The organism is Nostoc sp. PCC 9305 (genome assembly GCF_963920915.1).
Lineage (GTDB): Bacteria > Cyanobacteriota > Cyanobacteriia > Cyanobacteriales > Nostocaceae > Nostoc.
This window is the reverse complement of the sequence record NZ_CAWUDN010000033.1, coordinates 25,336-47,472: the sequence shown is the minus strand read 5'-3', so window position 1 is coordinate 47,472 and position 22,137 is coordinate 25,336. Positions and strand designations below refer to the sequence as shown.

18 protein-coding genes and 2 pseudogenes are annotated in these 22,137 nt (G+C 41.7%); 8 read left to right on the top strand and 12 right to left on the bottom strand.

What is annotated here, in order from left to right:
- Positions 1–32: 32 nt before the first annotated feature.
- The 5 genes from ACM0OX_RS14640 to ACM0OX_RS14620 form a co-directional block, all read right to left on the bottom strand.
- A complete protein-coding gene (locus tag ACM0OX_RS14640) occupies positions 33–1,400 on the bottom strand; it encodes a diguanylate cyclase domain-containing protein (protein ID WP_414515675.1) in 1,368 nt (455 codons plus the stop codon).
- Positions 1,390–4,053, bottom strand: a complete 2,664-nt coding sequence (locus ACM0OX_RS14635; protein ID WP_414515674.1) for an ATP-binding protein — start codon at positions 4,051–4,053, stop codon at positions 1,390–1,392. The genes ACM0OX_RS14640 and ACM0OX_RS14635 overlap by 11 nt, the downstream gene beginning before the upstream one ends.
- A gap of 9 nt (positions 4,054–4,062) precedes the next feature.
- On the bottom strand, positions 4,063–5,040 hold the full coding sequence (locus tag ACM0OX_RS14630) for an ABC transporter substrate-binding protein (RefSeq protein ID WP_414515673.1): 978 nt from the start codon (positions 5,038–5,040) through the stop codon (positions 4,063–4,065).
- A gap of 210 nt (positions 5,041–5,250) precedes the next feature.
- Positions 5,251–8,850: an AAA-like domain-containing protein gene (locus tag ACM0OX_RS14625; RefSeq protein WP_414515671.1), complete on the bottom strand. Its 3,600-nt coding sequence runs from the start codon at positions 8,848–8,850 to the stop codon at positions 5,251–5,253.
- A gap of 69 nt (positions 8,851–8,919) precedes the next feature.
- On the bottom strand, positions 8,920–9,153 hold the full coding sequence (locus tag ACM0OX_RS14620) for a hypothetical protein (RefSeq protein ID WP_414515670.1): 234 nt from the start codon (positions 9,151–9,153) through the stop codon (positions 8,920–8,922).
- 447 nt (positions 9,154–9,600) lie between these two features.
- Here ACM0OX_RS14620 and ACM0OX_RS14615 point away from each other — a divergent pair, with 447 nt between their 5' ends.
- From ACM0OX_RS14615 to ACM0OX_RS14605, 3 genes and pseudogenes are all read left to right on the top strand, one after another.
- Positions 9,601–10,131, top strand: coding sequence for a hypothetical protein (locus ACM0OX_RS14615; RefSeq protein ID WP_414515669.1), 531 nt, complete (start codon positions 9,601–9,603; stop codon positions 10,129–10,131).
- Between the two features lie 161 nt (positions 10,132–10,292).
- Positions 10,293–10,616, top strand: a pseudogene (locus tag ACM0OX_RS14610) (hypothetical protein).
- On the top strand, positions 10,606–10,974 hold the full coding sequence (locus tag ACM0OX_RS14605; protein WP_414515668.1) for a pentapeptide repeat-containing protein: 369 nt from the start codon (positions 10,606–10,608) through the stop codon (positions 10,972–10,974). Before ACM0OX_RS14610 ends, ACM0OX_RS14605 begins: the two are co-directional and overlap by 11 nt.
- Positions 10,975–11,105: 131 nt before the next feature.
- Here the strand turns inward: ACM0OX_RS14605 and ACM0OX_RS14600 are convergent, their stop codons facing one another.
- Complete coding sequence (locus ACM0OX_RS14600; RefSeq protein WP_414515666.1) at positions 11,106–12,116, bottom strand: LysR substrate-binding domain-containing protein; 1,011 nt, start codon at positions 12,114–12,116, stop codon at positions 11,106–11,108.
- A gap of 221 nt (positions 12,117–12,337) precedes the next feature.
- Here ACM0OX_RS14600 and ACM0OX_RS14595 point away from each other — a divergent pair, with 221 nt between their 5' ends.
- From ACM0OX_RS14595 to ACM0OX_RS14585, 3 genes are all read left to right on the top strand, one after another.
- Positions 12,338–13,048 carry a cadmium resistance transporter gene (locus ACM0OX_RS14595; RefSeq protein ID WP_414515665.1) on the top strand — a complete coding sequence of 237 codons (711 nt, stop codon included), beginning with the start codon at positions 12,338–12,340 and terminating at the stop codon, positions 13,046–13,048.
- Positions 13,049–13,128: 80 nt separating this feature from the next.
- The gene (locus tag ACM0OX_RS14590) at positions 13,129–13,791 is read left to right on the top strand and encodes a hypothetical protein (RefSeq protein ID WP_335002957.1); all 663 of its coding nucleotides are present in this window, start codon (positions 13,129–13,131) and stop codon (positions 13,789–13,791) included.
- 322 nt (positions 13,792–14,113) lie between these two features.
- Positions 14,114–14,542, top strand: coding sequence for a YidH family protein (locus ACM0OX_RS14585; RefSeq protein ID WP_414515663.1), 429 nt, complete (start codon positions 14,114–14,116; stop codon positions 14,540–14,542).
- Positions 14,543–14,550: 8 nt separating this feature from the next.
- Here the strand turns inward: ACM0OX_RS14585 and ACM0OX_RS14580 are convergent, their stop codons facing one another.
- The 5 genes from ACM0OX_RS14580 to ACM0OX_RS14560 all read right to left on the bottom strand — a co-directional run bounded on the left by ACM0OX_RS14580 (position 14,551) and on the right by ACM0OX_RS14560 (position 19,696).
- Positions 14,551–15,273, bottom strand: a complete 723-nt coding sequence (locus tag ACM0OX_RS14580; protein WP_414515661.1) for a class I SAM-dependent methyltransferase — start codon at positions 15,271–15,273, stop codon at positions 14,551–14,553.
- A gap of 416 nt (positions 15,274–15,689) precedes the next feature.
- Positions 15,690–16,376, bottom strand: a complete 687-nt coding sequence (locus ACM0OX_RS14575; protein WP_289798036.1) for a mobilization protein — start codon at positions 16,374–16,376, stop codon at positions 15,690–15,692.
- Positions 16,377–16,652: 276 nt separating this feature from the next.
- Positions 16,653–17,369: a pirin family protein gene (locus tag ACM0OX_RS14570; protein ID WP_414515659.1), complete on the bottom strand. Its 717-nt coding sequence runs from the start codon at positions 17,367–17,369 to the stop codon at positions 16,653–16,655.
- Between the two features lie 590 nt (positions 17,370–17,959).
- Positions 17,960–18,532 (bottom strand): DNA starvation/stationary phase protection protein Dps, encoded by a 573-nt coding sequence (dps, locus tag ACM0OX_RS14565; RefSeq protein WP_414515657.1) that lies wholly within the window; start codon positions 18,530–18,532, stop codon positions 17,960–17,962.
- Between the two features lie 114 nt (positions 18,533–18,646).
- A complete protein-coding gene (locus ACM0OX_RS14560; protein ID WP_414515656.1) occupies positions 18,647–19,696 on the bottom strand; it encodes an aldo/keto reductase in 1,050 nt (349 codons plus the stop codon).
- A 276-nt stretch (positions 19,697–19,972) separates the two neighbouring features.
- On the opposite strand from ACM0OX_RS14560, the pseudogene ACM0OX_RS14555 reads away from it, so the two are divergent.
- A pseudogene (locus ACM0OX_RS14555) lies at positions 19,973–20,215 on the top strand (Uma2 family endonuclease); the annotation flags it as partial.
- A gap of 115 nt (positions 20,216–20,330) precedes the next feature.
- Complete coding sequence (locus ACM0OX_RS14550) at positions 20,331–20,711, top strand: thiol-disulfide oxidoreductase DCC family protein (protein ID WP_414515654.1); 381 nt, start codon at positions 20,331–20,333, stop codon at positions 20,709–20,711.
- A 312-nt stretch (positions 20,712–21,023) separates the two neighbouring features.
- On the opposite strand, the gene bchM is transcribed toward ACM0OX_RS14550, so the two are convergent.
- Positions 21,024–21,710, bottom strand: a complete 687-nt coding sequence (gene bchM, locus ACM0OX_RS14545; RefSeq protein WP_414515652.1) for a magnesium protoporphyrin IX methyltransferase — start codon at positions 21,708–21,710, stop codon at positions 21,024–21,026.
- Between the last annotated feature and the right edge of the window lie 427 nt (positions 21,711–22,137).

Genomic DNA, 22,137 nt, shown 5'->3' with positions numbered 1-22,137 from the left:
GCGGGAATGAAGGTATTGCCATAAAAAATGTTTTAATCATTACAATAGCGATCGCGCCCATTTTGTTTGGCATTGTACAGTGCTTTATCTGCTGAGGCAATGAGTGTATCTGGCTTGATGTTCCAAATAGGTAGGCGAGAGGTAATTCCTAAACTGACGGTGATGATATTCTTGACATCAGACTGTACATGGGGAATAGCCAGAGCATGAATTGCTTGCTGAATACTTTGCGCAACTTTAATCGCTCCTTCTAAGTCAGTATTAGGCAAGAGTACCAAAAATTCTTCTCCACCGTAACGCGCCACTAAATCGGCAGGACGATGAATTGTCTTTTGCACTGTTTGCGCTATCCTCATTAGACAATCATCACCTGCAAGATGACCATAGTAATCGTTGTAAAGTTTGAATTTATCAACGTCAAACATAACCAGTGACAGGGGTTGTTTTTCTCGTGCAAGGCGTTTCCATTCTGCTTTCAGTCGTGCATCAAAGCAACGACGGTTAGCAACTTGAGTCAAGCCATCTAAATTTGCCAGTTGTTCTAGTTTCTGATTGGCATCTTGGAGAGCCAATTCAATTTGTTTACGTCCAGTAATGTCGCGGATGGTAATAGCAAAACCATCACCTAGTTTGACTGCGACAAAGTGATACCAGCAAGAATTGCCTAATGGATGGTAAAAATCCCGTTTTAAAGCTTCCCCCGTTTCAACAAGATTAACGAAGTGATTAAAGAGTTCTGGTTCTAGATAGGCTAAGAGTTTTTTTAGTACTAATTTGCCAATCATCTCTTCACATTTGCTTCCAAAGGCTTTAGCAATGACAGGATTGATAACTAAGCAACGGAAATCTTCGATGTCCCCGGTTGTAGAGTTGCGGACAGCTTGCATAGCAGCAATACCATCCAGTGAACTATTCAAAATACTGGCTAGCATTGCCCTAGACTGATACAGTATCTCTTCTGTTTCCCTACGCTTAATATTTTCTTGTTCTAGAAGCCTTTGCTGGCGTTGAATGGTTAACTGATTTTCTAGGCGCGCCACAACTTCTTCCATCTGAAAGGGTTTGGTGATGTAGTCTATGCCCCCTGACTCAAAAGCCATCACTTTATCGAAAACATCATCTAAAGCACTAATAAAAATAACAGGAATGGTGCGTAGAACTTCATCTGCTTTCAGAGTTCTACAAACTTGATAGCCATCCATTTCTGGCATCTTGATATCTAATAGAATGATATCTGGTCGCTTCGCCTTTACTGTTTTTAGTGCCATCCGCCCACTGGTGACGCTGCGAACAGTGTAGCCGAGTTTGACTAGAGAATCACTTAATAAATGTAAATTCTTGGGACTGTCGTCTACTAAGAGAATATTACCTTTATTTTCTTTATCAGAATCAAGATTCATTGCTTCTCAGGGGTTCAGCTAAATCAACCAATTCCTCAAATTCAAATTGACGAGCAAGTTTTGTTAAAGATTGAATTAAAAATGTTTCTGTTTTGGGAATATCTCTAATTAATTCTATAACCCGATTAGTATTTGCTTCTAAAGCAGCTTCATGAAATTGATTAATCCACTCTTGAGACATACAAATTAAATTGTTTGATTTTAAAGGATTTTTTTCTATATATTCCAAATTTGAATAATTATTTTCAGCAAATATATATTTGACACCAAGATGTTTGGCTAGTGTGTCAAAAATTGTATGTTCTGCAAAAGGTTTGCGGAGAAAGTCATCACATCCGGCTGAAAGGACGATCGCTTTTTCTTCTTCTAAAACACTTGCCGTCAGAGCAATTATAGCTGTAGCATTCCCCTTTGTAGTGGACTTGATATATTTTGTAGCTTCGTAACCATCCATGACAGGCATTCGCATATCCATCCAAATCAGGTGGGGTTCCCATTCATTCCAAATAGCGATCGCTTCTTTGCCATTACCAGCTTCTTTCATCTCAAACCCTAACGGTTGTAAAAGTTTAATTAATAATTGACGATTAATAGGTTTATCATCTACTATTAATAGTTTATATATAGGTTGTCCTGGTACAAGTTCTAAGACTTTTGGATGTCCTTCTAAAGTATTGCTGTTGGTTGGTTGACCTAATTTTGCTTGAATATAAAATTGAAAAGTTGTCCCTATACCTAATTTACTTTCAACAGAAATATCTCCTCCCATTAACTGAATAAACTTGTGACTAATTGCTAAACCTAAACCCGTTCCTTCTTGGGATTCTTTTCCAGCTTGTGCTTGAGAAAAAGCATTAAATAGTTTGGGTAATTCTGCGGCTGCAATCCCCACTCCTGTATCACAGACTTTAAAATCAATAATTAAAATATCTGTGATTTCTTCACTACTATTATTTACTGTTAAACTAACTGTTCCTTGTTGAGTAAACTTAATGGCATTACCGATCAAATTAATTAATACTTGCCGGAGTTTTAACTCATCTGTGCAAATATAACATGGGACATTTTCACTACGTTGAAATATTAAATTTAAGCCTTGATTACTTGCCTGTAAATGTAGCATGTCTTCTAAGTCATCTAGCAAGCGATACAGGTCAAAGTCTCTAGGGTTAAGAGTAGTTTGACCCGCTTCTATTTTTGATAAATCGAGAATATTATTGATGAGTGTTAGTAAATAATCACCACTGTGATAAATGATACCGACATTTTCATAATGATCGGCAGGTAAGTTGTTAGCACGTAACATTAATTGAGAAAAACCTAGAACAGCATTGAGTGGCGATCGCAATTCATGACTCATATTCGCAATAAATAAACTTTTAGCTTGATTTGCTACTTCGGCTTTTTCTTTAGCAATGGCTAATTCTGCTGTTCTCTCTTGTACCCGTTGTTCCAAAGTTTCCAAAGATGTTTGTAACTGAAGTGCCATGTTGTTAAACGATTTTGCCAGTTGACCTATTTCGTCTTTTGAGTTATTTTTGGCGCGGATATCTAAGTTACCTGCGGTAAACTGGAAAACTATATTGGTAAGATAAATTATTGGTTTTGTTAGCAGTTGCCCAATGACAAAAGCAATGATTGTCACTACTCCAGCGATAAATGCAAATAGAGAAATTGTGTCACGAATTTGCTTTTCTACAGGTGCTAGAGCAACGGCAAGGGGTCGTGCAAACAACACAGACCAAGGTTTATATTGCAAACGAGCGATCGCAATCAGATTAACCCAATCGCCTGTTGCTTCCAAGGATGCAATTAAATACGACTGTTTATTATCCAATGCTTGTTTAAGTTTTGATTCATTAGTTGCCAATTCTTTGAGAGAAGAATTAGGCAAACGACCTTCCTGTTGCAGTTGAGTTACAATATCATCAGGTAGAGGCACAATTGATTTAAAAAGCAGTTCTGGTGCAGTACTATGTGCCAGATAAATATTATTGTCATCTAAAAGAATCGCAAAAGATTTTGCCCCGGCCCGTTCAGTTTGTCGAGTTACTAACTGCTGAACAACAGTCGCATTATATGAAACACGCAATATACCTAATATATCTCCCTTGGCATTGCGAACCGGACTGCTAAAAAAGAGAGTAATAAGATCGGGAATTGTCGGCGATCGCTTCATGCTAGAAACAAAGGAGAAACCAGTTTTTAGCGGTGTTTTAAAATAATCTTGAACTGATTCATCTTTGCCAATATTTAGTGTACGTGTATCCAATACATTTTTACCGTTTAAGTCGAGCAAAGCATAAGAGAGAATATTGAGCATATCTTTGCGACTGAGACGGATTAATGTTTCTGTCGCCAATTGCATTTCGGGACTGCCATCTCGCTGTTCTGGAGTTAGGCTAAGGTAGCGTGCCAAACCTGGTAAAATCGCCTCTACGCGCACGGCATTGAGATTTCCATCAATAAAAGCATCTATTCTGTTAGCGGTTTCGTTAGCCGCCGCAGATAGAGCTTGTCGGGCATTGTCAGTTAGTGCTTTTTCGGTTGTCTGTTTGTTGACAAATGCCAATAACAGCAACGGAATCAAAGCAACGACGAGAAACGAGGCGATTAACTTTGTACGGATGCCGCCCAAAAAAGAGTGCTGCATAACTTCAAACTAGGGGGGATTCAAGAAGGAAGAATTGAACAAACTTTTTAGCTCAGGAATACGTGTCATGTTTCCAGAGCGAATAAAAAAGTCTGCATATATCTTGGCAGTTTTGTAAATGGAGTTAGGGTTGCTAGATTGAAAATATTTTTGATTTTCACTTAAATCAGTTAGGTCTATTCCCTCCAGTGAGAGAGTATCGATCGGAATTTTTAACGCTTTGCTGACGATCGCTTTTCCCTCCTCAACATTTGCTTTCCAGTAGGTCGAGGCTTGCAGCCATCCTCGCACAAATGCCCGAATATCTTCGGGGCGATCGCGGATTGTCTCACCGCGAAAGATAATTAAATCTAAAATCAAGCCAGGGGTTTGCTTGCTAGTAAATAGGATTTTCCCCCCTAATTTAATCGCTTCAGAGAGATAGGGTTCCCAAGTCTGTCCAGCTTGAATCGTATTATTTTTCAGGCGTTGAGGAATTTCTAAAGCCTCTAATTGAACTAAGTTCACATCATCACTGGTTAAATTGGCAGTTTTCAACATTTCAGTCACAAAAACTTCGCTAAAACCACCTAGATTTGCACCCAGCTTTTTCCCTTTCAAATCAGCAACGGTTTTAATTTTTGATTGGGCAACTACCACATCTGCTCCTATTGATTCATCTATAACGATCGCGCCTTGTATATCTGGATTTGTGGCACTCAAGATGATAAAATTTCCCAAAGATGATGTAATCCCATCATACTTACCTGCATTGAAGTTTGCTTGTACCAATTGGGTGTATTGTTTATGAATTAGTTCCACATCTACCCCTTGGGCTTTGAAGAATCCTTTTTCTTGAGCAATGATGCCTGGAAGCTCTCCCACAAAAGATGCAAATGCCACTTTCAATGGAGGGCGTTTTACTTCAATTGGTACTGAAGTATTACAAGCAATTAGTAAACAGGCAGTAATGAGGAAAATGCTAATGTATCTGAGTAGTTTAAGCATAGAATTTTTGATGTTTTTTAATTATTGTTAATCAAAATTCCGCTAAACAAACTAATTATTCAAATTTAAATTGCCGTGTAAATTTCGTCAGTAATTGTATTCAAGGAGTTTTGGCTGTTGGAATTGCTTCAAAATTAATAAATTCTGACCGCAAGAGCGGTTTAAGAATTTAATTCACAGGTATTGTTTTGCAGCCGCCCCAACAAGGTATTATGGTTCAAATGAATGAAAAAGGCTGTAATTGCAAAGAGAGCGATCGCTCTTTTCTACTGTTATATTAGTCTTTAAATAATCCCGCACCCAATCACAACTGTATTTCAGTAGGTTGAGATGGAGAATTTGTTCTAGATCCCACATAATCACAAGTTGGTCATCTCCGCCAGAGGCGAGGGTTTTGCCATCGGGGCTAAAGGCAACACTGCTGACATTAGAAGTATGTCCATTCAGGGTGACGAGTAAAATACCATCAATTTTCCAGACTTTGATCGTATTGTCAAAACCTGCGGCTGCTAACATTTGACCATCTGGACTGAATGCTACCCTCGTTAAGCCAATACTTTTACCATCAAAGATTCTTACCAGAGTACCATCACGTTTCCAAAGTCGCAGACGACCATCTCCACCTGTAGAGGCAATAAATTGACTATTCGGGCTAATGGCAACCCCAAAAACTTCACTCTTATGCCCTTCTAAGGTGCGATCGGGTTTCTCTAATAGGCGTTCGCTATTTTCTGAAGTCCACAGTTTGATAGTGCCATCAGCACTAGCAGAGGCGATAAACTTTCCATCTGGACTATAAACAATGTCCCAAATTCGCCCTGTATGCGCCTGGATAATTTGCTGGAGTTGGAACTTTCCATTGGAGTCGCGTTGCCAGAGTCTCAGCTTGTAATCAAAACCCACTGCCACTAGCCGATTGCCATCAGGACTGTAGCTAACACCTAAAAGACCGATACCTGGGCCTTCCAGAATGGTTCGCTGATTGCTGTCTAGTTGCCACAATCTCACAATACCCTTAGAACCAACGATCGCTAAAGTTCGGCCATCGGGGCTAAAGTCGAGACTAAGCATTCGAGAATCTTCTTCAACAATGGTTTTGGCAAGAGAACCATCGCGTCTCCAGAGTTTGACTTCTTTGCCAGCAACGGAAGCTAGCCGTTGCCCATCAGGGCTAAATGCCACCCGCCAGACCATTTCTTGATGGCCATTGAGTAGCTTTATTAAGGGTGAGTTAACTCTCCAGAGTTTGATGGTGTTGTCATGGCTGGCAGAGGCGAGAGTTTCTCCATCAGGACTGAAGGCGATGGTTTGAATATTTGAGGTATGCCCTTGCAAAGTTCTTAATAAAGTACCATCTATTCGCCAAAGTTTAACGGTTTTATCAGAACCACCGGAAGCAATAGTCTGCCCATCAGGGCTAAAAGCTAAACCAAATACTTCAGCAGTATGCCCTTGAAAAATTCTCAGAAGAGTGCCTTCTCGATTCCACAGTCGCACCATCTTATCTGCACCGCCAGATATAAAAGTTTGTCCATCAGGGCTAAAAGCAACACTCCAAATAGTTGCGCTTCCGGCTGTGAATGTTTTGAGCAGCGTTCCATCCAATCGCCAAAGCTTATTAGTGCCGCCTACCATAGAAGAAGCGATAGTTTGCCCATCGGGACTGAAAGCAATTCCCCACACACCACGCTCATGTTTAAGAGTTCTGATTAAAGTGCCATTTAGTTGCCAAAGCTTAACGCTAAAATCGCCACTGGCAGAAGCGATCGTTTGTCCATCTGGGCTAAAGGCAACTTGCCACACCGCAGATTTATGCCCTTTAAAGATGGTTAACAATTTACCATCGATTGTCCAAAGACGGATAGCGCCATCAATACCGGCAGCGACTATCAGACGGCTATCGGGGCTGAAGCGGACGCTTTGTATGGTTGCAGTATGTGGTATTGTTCTCAGCAGTGTTCCATCTCGCTTCCATAGCTTGACTGTGCGATCGATGCTAGATGAGACAATCCACTGACCATCAGTGCTAAAGTCAACACCTAAGACAATTCCTTGATGCCCTGACAGGCGATTGAATTCATCAGCACCGTAGACAGCTTGTTGTAATACTCTGCGGGTTTGGAGCTCCAGGGCATTGGCATCTATCAAATTTTGTAGATCGAGCCGTTGAAATTTCTCTCTGGCTCGGATTGCTTGTACCAGTGCATCTAAGCGTTGATTGGAATTAAAACTCCCATTGGAAGCAGATGCGATCGCCCGTACCTCACTCAGTGATGCTTGTCGATCGGCGTAGAGTGTGGTGAACCCCAAGACAATAACTGCTAGTAGGGCCAAACTTACTCCTAATAGGAGTCGTCGCTGAAGGCGGGCGCTCTTTTGTTCGCTTGCTAATCGCGCTTCAGTTTCTTTGAGCCGTTCTACTTCCATTTTTTGCTGGGCTTCCCGACGTTCCAATTCTTGGCTGGCTGCTAAAAATCGATAGTCCAAATCGCTGAGACTTTTACGCTGAGTCCAGTCCAAAACCTCTTGTAAGGCATTACCCCGCAGTAGGCGTGACTCATCTTGAAAGCCCGATGCTACCCAAGCATTGAATGGCTGTGAGTAAGGGCGCAAATTGTCTAACTGCTTTAACACCCATTCAGCATTAAAAATACTGCGGTAGATGGGATTTTTAATTCTGAGATAGCCGTTGTATTTCTCGACCAATCCTGATAGTAAAAGCTCCGTCTGTTCTCGGCTATCATCGGTAGGCACGGGAGATATCGGAGGTAGAGGATACCAAGAGTCGCTAGTATTTTTATTCTTTGCGTCCTCTATTTCCTCTGCTTGCAATATCTGTTGATAAAGACCTAACAACCGTCCGGCTTGTTGTTGGTTAAAAAGTAGGCGATCGCGAATTGTGCGGAGGTGTTCGGGTTCATCTTGTGATTCCCAGTGTTGGATAATGTGCGATCGCACCAATGCTTCTACCCAATACGCCTCAGTTTTTGGGGGTAGAAAAATTTTCCGCTCTGATGTATTTAACGCAGTTTGGAGAACTAATTGACAAAGTTTTTGAGTGAGAAATGGTTGTCCCCCTGTCCAATAGATCGCCTCTTGCAGCACGACTTCTGGTTGACTGATTGCTCCCTGTAACCCATTCAGCAATGGGCTAGCTTCATGCAATCGAAAGCCGTATAACTCTATAGCTGTCCCAATGTTAAAAGGTGTCCGGCGTTTGTCAGCAATTAATTCAGATGGACTGGCGACTCCAAACAATGCAAATCCCAGGCGTTTAAAATTCGGATCGTGTGCCTGCTGATTGTAGCAATGACGAATCCAGGCAAAAAAGTCATTGACCGGAAAATTCAAACTCAGCAAACTATCAATTTCATCAATTAAAATGAAAATGCCTTTAGTTTCGCCACCTTCAGAATCGCTCTTGACATTTGGCAGCAATATTTCCTCAACAAACTGGTGTAGCTTTTGTACAGGGGAAAGACCTGTTTGCATATTCCACCATTGCTTAAAATTGACGTGTTCCGCCAGATTTAACCCGTAGAATATGCTGACAATTATTCCTTTATACCATTGTGCTGATGTGGTATCTTCGCTACCCAATTGCGTCACATCTAAGTAAACACATTTATAGCCTTCTGACTTGAGACGACGACTTATTCGCTGTAGTAGGGATGATTTACCCATTTGGCGAGAATTGAAGACGTAGCAAAAATCACCACTTTTCAGACTGTTATAAAGTTTTTCGTCTGCTTGACGCATAACATAAGTGGGATCGTCACTGTGGAGGCTACCGCCAACTTGGTATCTCATGTGCAAAGTTTGATTAGAAAAGGAAGAAATAAAGAAGGAGTCAGAATTCAGAATTCAGGATTTAGAATACTATATCCATGCCACACTATCCCGTTGCGAAGTGTCTTGTAGAGTAATACCAATTTGAAAAAAGGATGCGACAAATAGACCATTTGTAGAGACGCGATTCATGAGCCAGCGCGTTGCGGGGGTTCCCCCCGTTGTAGCGACTGGCGTCGCGTCTTTACCCAAGGATGTGTTGCAATCATTAATTGAATTGGTATAAGACGGTGAAGAATGGCTATGTAGTAGATGGGCGGTCACTGAGCGCAGCCGTACCACTTCGTGGAAGCAAGCTACGCGGAGCGTCTCGTAGAGAAGTGCAGGCTACGCCTACGCAGATGGAGAAACAGCGGCCTAATGGTTTGCCTTTTGCAAACATTATGATTTACTGATTTTAAATTGGATGTTAACCGAATAGCACTAAGATAAATCCAAAGTCTTGTGTGGCCTCGTTCCCAGCCTGGAGGCTGGGAAACTATTTTGCGAGGCTCCGCCTCCTCTTTCTTGACCAGAGGCAGAGCCTCTTGGAATTCGTTTCCAGTCTTCAGACTGGGAACAAGGTTATGTTAACCAAAGTCAGTGGGTTGATTAAATCCGCCAAATTTATCAAAGCAATTTCGTCTTTGTCTAACCATCGCTAACCTTGACCCGGAAAACATGGCAGATTAGTTGAATAAGTACCAAAAGTCTGATAGGAAAACCATACTAATGAGAATTTGGACTACTACTGCTGTGCTAGCTGCTTTTTGGCTAATATCTGGGGTCATCAGTTCTAAGCCAATCAACGCTACTTCTGTTTTGGTAGAAAATGCCATATTATCTCCAGCGCCAACAAATGTAAAACAGATTACTGTCAGTAACACCGAGTTTGGTCTGAAGAGAGTTGACTCCAAAGGAAACGTTACCATTTTCCAGACAACAAGAGTGCCACTTCAGGAAGGAAATACTTACGGGTGGCGGATTAAACTCAAAAACTACCAAGGTGAAGTGAAATGGCGTGAAGTTTTGTATTTACCAAAACCTCCAGAAACTTGGGGTACAGATAATGGTGAAGATTTCTCAATATCAGCAGACGGTAAGACATCTGTAACACGGCGCACACAGTCGGCTCCAGAAGGTGTAATTGAGAATTTTTGGACAATTGCCCCTGGCGATCCCGTTGGTAAGCATAGAATAGAAGTCTATGTTGATAACCGTTTGATCGGTACTTTCCAGTTTGAAGTTATTCCAGTTAAGTAGAGATGAAGGGCACAAGAGGCAGGGGAGCAGAGGGGCAGGGGAGCAGAGGGGCAGAGGGGCAGAGGAGAAAAACTGACTATAACTTCTTTCTTGCTCCCCTGCTCCCCTGAAGCTGAGGAGTATCTTAGAGATAGAAGTTTGATTCTTGTTAGGTGGCGATCGTGAATACAGAGGAATTTCTGCGATTGATCGAAACGCAGCGCCCATGTCCTCAGACACTACCAAAAGGACTGCAAGCAATGTGGTATGACAACAAAGGTGATTGGAGGTGATTGGAGCAAAGCTCAGAAATAGTTACAAATGCCAGTGATGCTGACAGTGCTTGGGTTCATGCTTATCTGCACCGCAAAGAAAGCGATTTGAAAAATGCCCATTTCTGGTATCAACGCAGTGGTCAGCCAGGATTTTCAGGAGAACTAAGCCAAGAATGGGAACAAATAACTTCTGTATTGCTAAAGAAGGTCAACGTGACGCATGAATGCTGAAGAATTAAAAAGGCGTTTTGCCGCAGGAGAAAGATATTTTCCAGCTGTCAACTTGAGTCGGGACAAGCTGATTGGAGCCGATTTGCCGGGAATTAATTTATGGGGATCTGACTTGAGTGGAGTTAACTTAGCTAAAGCTAAACTCTGGGGAGCAGATTTGAGTAGTACTAATTTAGCCAAAGCGAATTTGACCAGAGCTAATTTGAGTGGTGCCAATCTGAATGAAGCAAATCTCCGGGGAGCAAAACTCAACTATGCCAAGTTGTATGGAGCTAATCTAACTGGCGCTTACTATGATGAAAGTACGCGGTTTTCTAGAGGTTTTGACCCTATCAGTAGAAATATGCGGAAGATGTGAACGGAGCAGGGGAGCAAGGGAGCAGGGGAGCAGAGGAGCAGGAAAGCAAGAAAGAAGTTACAGTCAGTTTTCCCCTTCCGCCCCTCTGCCCCTCTGCCCCTCTGCCTCTTGTGCCCAATCCCCAATCTCCTTTAAATAACTGATACATGTTGATGTGAACCATCCGGCATAGATGATATCAACATTTGTTCAAAGACTTTGGAAAGAGCTGTTTGAAAACGCTGACGATGCTTGATTTTGAAAAAAGGTCGAACTATTTCTGCGTAGGCGTAGCCCGCACTTCGGCTGCGCTCAGTGACCCCCGTAAGCATCGCACTGTTGCTTTCTCTATTATCAATAACTCGAATTGCCCGCAGAGTTCCTAGCTGGATTTCTTTTTTTACCATCAACTCAGAAATTCCAGTTGCGCCTACACCATTTTCAATTGCGGCTTTTGCCATCTCACCACTGGTAAACACTAAAATTACATTCAGTTCGCTGAGGTTGATACCCCAATTTTGCAACGCTTCCTCAAACCTTTGTTGGGTTCCAGATTCGCGCACCCGCATCACCCAAGGAGTTTGAGTTAGTTGGCTTAAATCAACTTCTCCCCACTCAAACCAAGGGTGTTTCTGACCAACCACAATTTGCAAGCGATCGCTCGCCACTATTTCGTACTCCAAAGTATTCTGAAGGGCTGGTTTCACATCTCCTTCTACCAAACCTAAATCAAACTGTCCCATCGCTGTACCGACACAAATCGTTTCTGCATTGGCAAGGGTACAGTCAATCTGGATACCAGGATATTGGCTCTTAAACTCACTAATCTTACTTGGTAGCCAGTAGTTACCAATTGTCAGACTCGACCCTAATTTCAATTCACCCCGTTGCAGATTGTTCAATTCTCGCAACCCCCTTTCTGTCAAGGAAACTTGATCGAGAATTTTCTGCGCTTCCACTTGCAGTAATTTACCCGCCTCAGCAATCTCGATATGGCGACCAATCCGATGGAATAGTTTCACTCCGTATTCTTGCTCTAAGTTATGGATTGCTGCACTGACAGCAGGTTGTGTAATATAAAGCTCCTCTGCGGCGCGAGTGAAGTGTAAGTTCTGCGCCACAGCCAGAAATATTTTTAGCTGCTCAAGCGTCATTCCTGCCATTTATCGTATCCCTAAGACTTGGTGTGAAAATTTTAATCACTTTCATTTATCATTTTGACAAATAAAAGCATTTGATTCTATCGGTTAGTTTGACTAAAGTATAAATCAAAGCTTCGGCATGGAATCAAACGGCCAAGTAAAGAGCAGGGAAGCAGTTGCAGTAAGTTTTTTCCTTCTGACCTCTGCCCAATGCCCAAGCATGAACATAAGGACATCCACAAATGAACGATTTAGTAACTGCAATTACCACAGGGATTACCGCATTCACTGCCACCAACATCGATGATATTGTCATTCTGACGTTGCTTTTTTCGCAAATAACTAAAACTTTTCGTAGCCGTCACATCCTTGCTGGTCAGTATCTCGGTTTTGCAGCATTGATCGTTGCTAGCCTTCCCGGTTTCTTGGGTGGACTAATCATACCGCAGGACTGGATTAGGCTACTTGGGTTAATGCCAATAATCATTGGTGTAAGCAGTTTACTAAAACGCGAAGAGGATTCATCTGAGGAAGCTGAAGAAGAAACCGAACCGTCTTGTCCCTCTATAGTTAGGAGTTTTGTTTCTCCGCAAACTTGCAATGTAGCCGCGATCGCCTTTGCGAATGGCAGTGATAATATCAGTGTCTACGTGCCCCTGTTTGCCAACTCAGAATTAGATAGTCTGCTGGTGATTATAAGTGTATTTTTTGGACTAGTGGGTGTATGGTGTTATACCGCTTACAAGTTGACCTACTTGCCTGCGATCGCCAACTTTTTAACTGAAAATGGCAATACTTTTGTCCCTTGTATCTTGATTGGTTTGGGCGTGTTTATTGTCACAGAAAATGTTACTTGGACTCTTTTATCTGTAGTTTCTAGTTATATATTCTCATTAATTTTAGGTTTCAATACTCAGCCGTCAACTGAAGAACAAGAAAAATTAAGTGTCTAATAAAGAGGTGCATCATCAATTTTCTGAGCAAAACGAATTCTAAACGGCAAAATATCTTACCCATCAACAGGAATCAAAACATGAAAATCTGGAAATCTCTGCTAATTGTCTTAATGATTGTCGCTAATCTAGCCTTTGCTCAACCTTCTTTTGCTGATAGACCAAAATTTAGCAAAAACCCTGATTACATCGAAGTCACTAAAGCACTTAAGCAACTCTCTCAGACAAAAGATGCCCAAACTCAAGTTGAAGGTCTGACACCAGAAGAAATTAAAAAAAGAACCGAAGAATTAACACTGCAAAAATATGCTTTAGAGACGGGAATCAATTGGGGTCAATGCAACAACCAAACAGGTAATACCATTGCGGTATACGGTAAAAGACCAAATGATGAAGAAGATGAAGATGCCGTATACGAAAATGGTCTATATTTTCTAGGTGATGGTCAATCCACTAAAAATAACTGGGATTGTGATGGCATCTATCTACCGAATGATGTCCAGGTAGAAAATTTCACCTCTAGTCCTAATGGGCAAGGTGAAGAATTGACAGGAGCCGCTGCTCTGAAGATCCTTGATGGAACTCAGTTGGTAATTAAGAAGAATCCAGATACTGCTGCGATTGAATTGAATGTCCCAACTGTAAAAGTTCTAAACAGCAAAGAGGCTAACTGGTTTATCCCAGATATATCGCAGGATCTCATCAATACACGAGTTCCTAATGCGCCTAGCAATCAGTCTTGAAATAGAACTGCATAGTTTATTTTTGAATGATTGTTCTGAATTTAAATAGGGTAACAGCCAAAATCAGAGAAAAACAGTACAAACACTGGTGAAACATCTCTCCGATCTTGGCTCTTTTTTTCTTGAATTTATCTCTCCTCAATTTTAGGCTTGTTTTATTTCGATATCTGCATTAAAATAAATTTTGGAAAAAATGTACAATCACAACAGGCATATTTCAGTAGCGCAACTATTGTGCTGGGTGCAAGTCATCTGGAAAGAGATTTTCTACTACCTTCGCATTTTTTTGATAAGAGCCGCTTTGGGGATAAGGGTGTTATTAATGCAGTTAAAATTGAAACCTACAGAAGAAGAAAAAGATAAAAAAAAGCCAGGACGACTGAATCCGTCCAGAATCCGAGATCACTTGGCAAATGAGCGTACCTACCTCGCTTGGATGCGGACAGGGATCGCTCTTTTAGGTTTTGGTGTCGTTATCGTGCGTTTGCGTGCCTTCCAAGTACCTTTAGTACCCCGTCCTGGCAATGGCTGGAAGTTAGGTTTAGTCTTCTCGCTAGTGGGTTTAATTACTGTGTGGCTTTCAACGTCACACTATTTCGCTGTCCGTCGTGATATCGAAGAAGATACTTACGAACCAACAGATCGGTGGGTGTTGCTGTTCAGTCTCGCTGTAATGATTCTCGGAACTGGGGTAATCTATTTTGTTTTTACGACTTCCTTAGATCCAATGAGTCCACTTATCCCTGAATAATAAGATTTTTAAAAGCGCACCTTATACAACTCGAATAATTCCCCTGATTTATGAGTTACGACTTTAGCACCAGCGGCCTTAATCGTTTTTTCCCACTTAGCCAAAGGCTCTAAAAACACCTCAGCCCCTAAATAGGTTTCCAGAACTGCCCAATCTTCCGCTAACGGCTGTTCTGGATTGAGAACGTCAAACACAAAATGTCCACCTGGTTTTAACACCCGCTTGACTTCTAGTAGTACAGCATCCCAATATTCGAGGGGAAAATAGCAGCTAAATCCGGTGGCGATCGCAAGATCAAATTGCTCTGGTGAATAGTTTAACTGATGAGCTGCTCCCAACTCAACCCCTTTGAACAGCTTAGAATTCAACTGCGGCCCGCGAGAATTAAGAGTATCGCGTGCCACATTACTGATTTCTTGCCCATGAAAAAATGCTTGCCAATCCCGCCAAGGATAGATTAAAAAGCTGATCCCACAGCCAATATCTATACAGTGTTGGTTCTTTTTAGGTTCAGCAACTTCCCAAAAAGGGGAAGCAATTCTTCCTGAGAAACTTCCAGAAATCCACTCGCGGAATATCGGCATCGCCTGTACTTCTGCTGGGAGTTCAAAGGTTTCACGTTGATATTCTCGGTTAAAGCGATAGGCTACTTGGGCTAATCTTTCGTCCCAGTTGGTTGATTTGGGTGAACTAAAGAGATTTTGAAACTGAGAATCGGACTTTTTAGACATTTAGGTTTTTGCTACTCTTTCTAAGAATTGTAGTCAAATTCGCTTTGCGATCGCCAACGGTGGGCGGGTACGTCATCGCACACCCATCCAATCTCCTGCTAAGAGGTTGTTTGAAAAGTGGTTAGCTGTGATAAAAGCACATATTGATCCCCCCTAGCCCCCTTAAAAAGGGAGGGAAACTTCTTAAAGTCCCCCTTTTTAAGAGGGATTTAGGGGGATCAGATGATTTGTGTGTACACCGTAGCTTAAAAAGGGGGGGAAACTTCTTAAAGTCCCCCTTTTTAAGGGGGATTTAGGGGGATCTAAAACTTTTTGCTACCAACAACAAGACTTTTCAAACATCTTCTAAGGTTTGTCCGAAGTCATTGGTACTAATGACAAATGACCAATGACTTCGGACAAATGACTAATGACTGCTACTCAACTTTTTCATACCAGATACCTACTTTCTCAAAAGCACCATAAGCAAGCTTCAGAAAATTGACTATTCTCTGTTTTCCAATTATCCCAAATTCTTTATATTCTCTAGCCTCTGCAAAAGTTAGGCGATTTTGGTCAATTATGTTTCTTTCTCTGTATGCTAACTTCGGAAAATCTATAACTTTTATCTGATATTTATTTACTATGTTCTGATAGTTGGAATCTGACTCTAGATGCTCCCAATCATCACACAGCCCTAAATTCCTCACCAGAATATGAGGGATTTTATCACCGTAAGTATTCACTGACTGAGCAAACAGGTTAATGCTGTCGTATCCTCCTGTCGATACAAACCATTTGCAAAACAGAACTCCCTGCGAACTTCCTAGTTCAAGTAATTGATTAGATTCAATCCACCCTTGTACTGCTCTATGCGATTGCGCGGCTAAATTTACAATTACTGGCTTCTCTATGGCCCACTCAAATATTCTATCTGCCTTATTTGCCTGTCGTTCATTCTCACTAAACACAGCATACTTACATATTTCCTTATATACCCCTGCGACATCTGGATTCGATCTATCTGTCTCCACTGGTACAAATGGGATTCTCTTATCCAAACAATACTGAATCATTGTCCTGGCAAAGAGAGATTTTCCTACCCCGCCTTTTTCACCATCCACAAAATGAATCGTCGGCATTACAGCCACCTCTAATAGTTATTAAAGTCTGATATATCTTTCCCAAACTAAGAACTTTTTGGTCATTGCCCCCAAGTATTTTGGTGGTTTTATGAGAAAGTATAACCGTGATTTGGATAGATTCCAACAGTCTCATTTTACACCAGTGAAGTCCGTCTGCGTGGTCTAAGACAAAACAAGGGGCTTAAGCCCCTTGTTATAACCTGCGGAAGCAGGTTTTATTTAGACGTGGTTTCTAACCCTCTTTTCACTGCGATATTAGCCTAAATCGAAAAGCAAGATTTCGCCGCCGATGTTGGTACTAATTTCTAGCTGTTCTTCGCCGTTGATTTGTACACCATCACCGGCTCTAAGTTCTTCGCCATTTAAGTTAACTATGCCTTGCGCTATTTGTAACCAGGCATAACGACCAGATTTGACTTGATAATTAACAACATCACCTGACTCTAAAACAGATGTGTATAAATCAACATCTTGGTGAATTGTCACAGCACCATCGCGCCCATCTTTAGCAGCAATTAAGCGTAATTTGCCGCGCTTTTCTTCCAGAGGAAAAGATTTTTGTTCGTATCTTGGCGTTATTCCTTCTCGATCGGGAAGAATCCAGATTTGTAGTAAGTGTAATGGTTCTGTTGGTGAGGGATTAAATTCACTGTGGCTGATTCCAGTTCCAGCGCTCATAATCTGGGCATCACCAGGGCGAATCACTGAGCCAGTACCCAAGCTGTCTTTATGCTCTACAGCACCTTCTAAGACATAGGTGAGGATTTCCATGTCACGATGGCTATGGGTAGGGAATCCAGCACCAGGGGCGATGCGATCGTCGTTAATCACTCGCAGAGAGCGAAATCCCATGCGGTTCGGATCGTAAAAACTACCGAAGGAAAATGTGTGATAACTATCGAGCCAGCCCATTTTAGCGTGACCACGGGAGTTGCGATCGTGAATTAAGTGGGTAATTGTATTTTGAGACATAAATTTACCTCGTTGTTAATTGTTTTTAGAAGATTTTAGAATTCAAAACTTAGAGGGTGTTTGATTAGACCTAATTTGTAACTATTTAAATAGTAAAGTATATACATATAAAATGAAAAGTACGCACTTAAAAGTGGCGTACTTACCAAAAAGATACTGTGAAATTTGATAGGTATTTTTAAGTGAATAAAATACACTTTTTGAAAACTAAATTACTGCAATTTCAAGTTTTGCACAACAAGATTAGCTGCTAGTGGCGTGGCAAGGATAAAATAGTTCATTAAATGTAGGTTGGGTTGAGCAACACGAAACCCAACATCGATCGGAGTGTTGGCTTTCGTTCCTCAACACAACCTATAAATTTTTTTGCAACGTTTTAGCTGTGTCATGCCAATAGTGGCGTGACAAGACTAAAATGTTGCAATAAATTTTCTTGTGGGGCGGGCATCTTGCCCGCCAATTAGGACGGGCTAGAAGCCCATCCCACAAGAGTTTGCTAATGCACTATTTTAGCCTTGACACGCTAATAGGGTGCATTAAACTTTAGTCTAATGCACCCTATTAGTAAATCAAGTGTTTCTCAAAAGTGCTTATTTGACAGCAGCAGGGATCTTTTGAGTTTTAGTAGTACCCGCTTTGCCATTCTCTGCTTTAATTTCTGCTACTTGCAGATGAGCTTCTAAGAACCAGAGTCGTTTGTCAATGGTGCGAGAAATTTCGGTGTAAAGGTCAGCGGTATCGAGATCGCCTAATTCATCAGTTTTATCGATCGCTTCCCGGAGATGTTTACCATAGGATGCAAAGCGATCTGCCAAGGCTGTCACATGGTCTTTGCCATCCAAAATATCTAAGGGGTATTCTGGCAAAATTGAATTACTAGCTGCGGCGCGAACTGTTCCGAAAGCGTATCCGCCTAAAGCTGTGACGCGTTCAGCTATCAAATCGATGAACTCTTCCAATTCCCCAGCAATTTCATCAAATAATAGGTGTAGCTGGTAGAAGTCAGTTCCTTTAACATTCCAGTGCGCTTGCTTTGCTTGGGTTTTTAGATCCGAAGTAGCTGCCAAGCTTTGGTTGAGAAGTACCACAATTTGCACTCGCGCTTCAGCGGGAATGTCAATACGAGTGGGGTACAAACGTGATGTAATGGTGTTGTCGCTCATAGTTCTACGTTAATGCCTTTTGCATCTAACTTTACAGATTTTGGTTGGCTGTGCGAAACTCTCTGACGACAGATTATATTAATGGCTGAATGTGTTACTGTTTATGACTATTGGTCAGATCCGATGGTTTTCTATGGTATTAAATGTACCACCAAAAAGGCGATCGCGAATGACATCATTGTGCAAAAAGTCATGGGGAAAACCCGGTTCAATTTGACTCACTTCATCTAATCGTTGCAGATGTTCTGGTGAGAGGCTGACTTCTATTGAAGCTAAGTTATCTTGAAACTGCGTTAATTTACGTGCCCCAATAATTGGAATAATCACACCACTTTGAGCGCGTAACCAAGCTAATGCTACCTGTGAAGGTGTATGACCAATTTCTGCCGCAACTTCACTGACAACTTGAGCGATCGCTAAATTCTTCTCAGAAATCCCTCCGCCCAAAGTTTCGAGTCGTCCTTGTTCAGCGCCTCTTTGAGGAGACCGATTATATTTACCTGTCAACACACCACCCCCCAAGGGCGACCACGGTGTTACTGCTAAATCGAAGGCTTTAGCTAGCGGTAGCAAGTCCCGTTCTGGTGTTCGCTGAATCAAACTATACTCAATTTGTAGGGCAACAAACTGCGTCCATCCTTGATAATGGGCGATGGTATTTGCTTGGGAAACAATCCAAGCGGGTGTATCAGAAATACCGATGTAAAGTACTTTACCTTGACGGACTACATCATCAAGCGATCGCAAAACTTCTTCAATCGGTGTTGTGAAATCCCAAGCGTGCAACCAGAATAAATCAATGTAATCGGTATTCAGCCGTTTTAGACTACCTTCTAAAGACTGAATTAAATTTTTGCGATGGTTTCCACTGGCGTTAGGGTCGCCCTTTTTGTCATTCATCCGCAAGGGAAAGGAATATTTTGTCGCAACTACAAAGCGTTCTCTTTCTTTAGCAATCAACTCGCCAACAATTTTTTCACTGCTACCATCGGTATAACCGTTGGCGGTGTCAATAAAATTTCCCCCTGCTTCTGCATAGCTATCAAAGATTTTCCGACTTTCGTCAACAGATGCACCCCAACCCCAATCTTCACCAAAGGTCATGGTTCCCAAGGAGAGTTCAGAGACTCTTAACCCACTTTTGCCCAAGAGTTTGTATCTCATGAATATTTTCTCATTAATGAAAAAACTAAGCAAATACCATTCCAAAGGCATGATAACTGGAAACTGGGAGCGATGTTTGACTTAATACATCGACCTGCAATGTTAATGCATCGACCTGCAATGTTAATGCATCGACTTGCTATGCCAATACATCGACCTGTTATGCCAATGCATCGACCTGTTATGTTAATGCATCGACCTGTTATGTTAATACATCGACTTGCTATGTTAATACATCGACTTGCTATGTTAATACATCGACCTGTTATGTTAATGCAAGACGATTATGCAAGAAAGGTGGAAGAATATGCTTTTCTTAACATCCCAGAATATTGGATTGTGGATTTTCGTGGCTTGGGTGGCTTGCAGTTTATCGGCAATCCCAACCAACCAACCTTTACCGTTTGTCAGTTAGTTAACGGTGTGTACCAGCAACAACAATATCGTTTAGGAGATACTATTTTTTCTGATGTCTTGCCAAATTTACAACTTAAGCTAGATGACATTATGCATATTTGAACTGGAGATTGGTTTCGGTGAGGTAAAAGCGATCGCTACAGTTTTCTAAGCTAGAATACCAAAGTTGTGTTTTAGACACATCCGATAATTCAATTGCCAAAGAGCCGTTATTTTTATGAATTACTACGTAATCTACGACGGGAATTGTAATCTCTGCGTTACCCTAGTGCAATTGCTAGAAACCTTAGACCAAGGAAAGCTGTTTCGTTACAGTCCCATGCAAGATGAGCAGACACTTTTAAGGTGGGGAATTACAGCCCAAGGTTGCGAACAGGGGGTGATTTTAATTGATGGTAATGACCCTCAGAGACGTTGGCAAGGCAGTAACGCCGCAGAAGAAATTGGGCGGTTATTGCCAGCAGGAAGTATATTTGTAGACGCTTATCGAGCATTACCGGGGATGAAATGGGTAGGCGATCGCTTTTACGAACAAATCCGCGATCGCCGCTACGCAATCTTTGGTAAACGTTCTAACCCTCTTTCAAGAAACACTTGACGTAAAGCTTATGTAGAAAGGGTTTGATAAAATGAATGAGTAGCGATCGCGCTGTTCAATTAAAATAATCGGATGAGAATAATTTTGCTGGTTTAAGTGTAAAGCTGTAAACAGTCCAGCAGAACAAGAGGTAGAAATTGGTATGGTATTTAAGGGGATTTGAAAGCAAAGCACTCAATTTTTCAATGGGATTGGGCGACCATCTTAGAGAAAAACAAAGCTTGATACCAACGGCAATATTTACCATATCTCATGTTTGAGATTGTCAAATCGCAGCAAGAGGTTTACGATCTCTTTGCTGCGATTTTAACCTTAATTGCGTGTGGCTTCCAGTAGGCGAGAAAAATAGAAGCGAGTCTTCGTCATTGCCCGTCGTTGCAATGAAAAGCCATTACTTTCCAAGATTTTCACTACATCAGCCTCACGATGCAAATATGCACGAGTGGCTTTACTTGGCCCGGGAAAGAAACTGCCAATTTTCTTGAGTATACTCAGGGCGCAGGTCTTCGGCGCAAAACTGAGAATTATCCGCGACTGCGCCAAAGAACAGAGGTGAGATATCATCTCATCGGCTTTTTCTTGAGGGTAATGGATGAGAACATCTAGGCAAATAACGGTATGGTAGCTACCACTCAACGATTCCAAATCCTGCACGGCAAAAGTAGGATTTTCGATATTTCCCAAAGTTTGCTTTGCTCTATCTCTGCCTTCTTCTACCATTTTTTCCGAAATATCGGTGGCATAGACTTTAGCACCATCTACTGCCAGGGGAATGCTGAGACTACCGACACCACAGCCAGCATCACAGATTGATAGCTCTGGTAAATTGTTATCAGCCTTCAGCCAACCGAGAACTGTATCCACAGTTTGCTGGTGTCCATTGCGGATGTCTAATTGGACTTTGTTGACTTCGCCATCACCGTAGATTCGCTTCCAACGGTCAAACCCTGTGGAATTGAAATACTCGCGAACAATCGTTTTGTCGTCGGCTGCGTTCATAAACTTCGATTTTTAGGGGTTCCCAATGCTTAAAATTATCATTGATAGGAACCCATAAGAGCGGTCTTCCAGATTTTTCCAGATGATAGTTGGCCGATAAGCAAGGATACTTACGTACATAGAGTAACTCAGGCTATCGAATTCTAGCCCAGACGCGCAAAATTGAAGCCGTACTGGCTTAACAAGCAAAAGACTGAATTTAACTTGGGTTTTATGGCTTTTAGATATACCTTTTGCCCATAACAGCGATTTCCTTTTAAATAAATCAGCAAATCGCGATATTTATATAATTACTTTGGATTAGTCTATATTAACGTGAGTTCGACAAGTCTTATTTGACCTTTCCCCCAACCTCTCTCCGTGTCGGAGAGGGGAGCAAAAAGCTGAATTTTTCGTTGCTCCTCCCGTTTCGGAGAGGGAGGCTGGG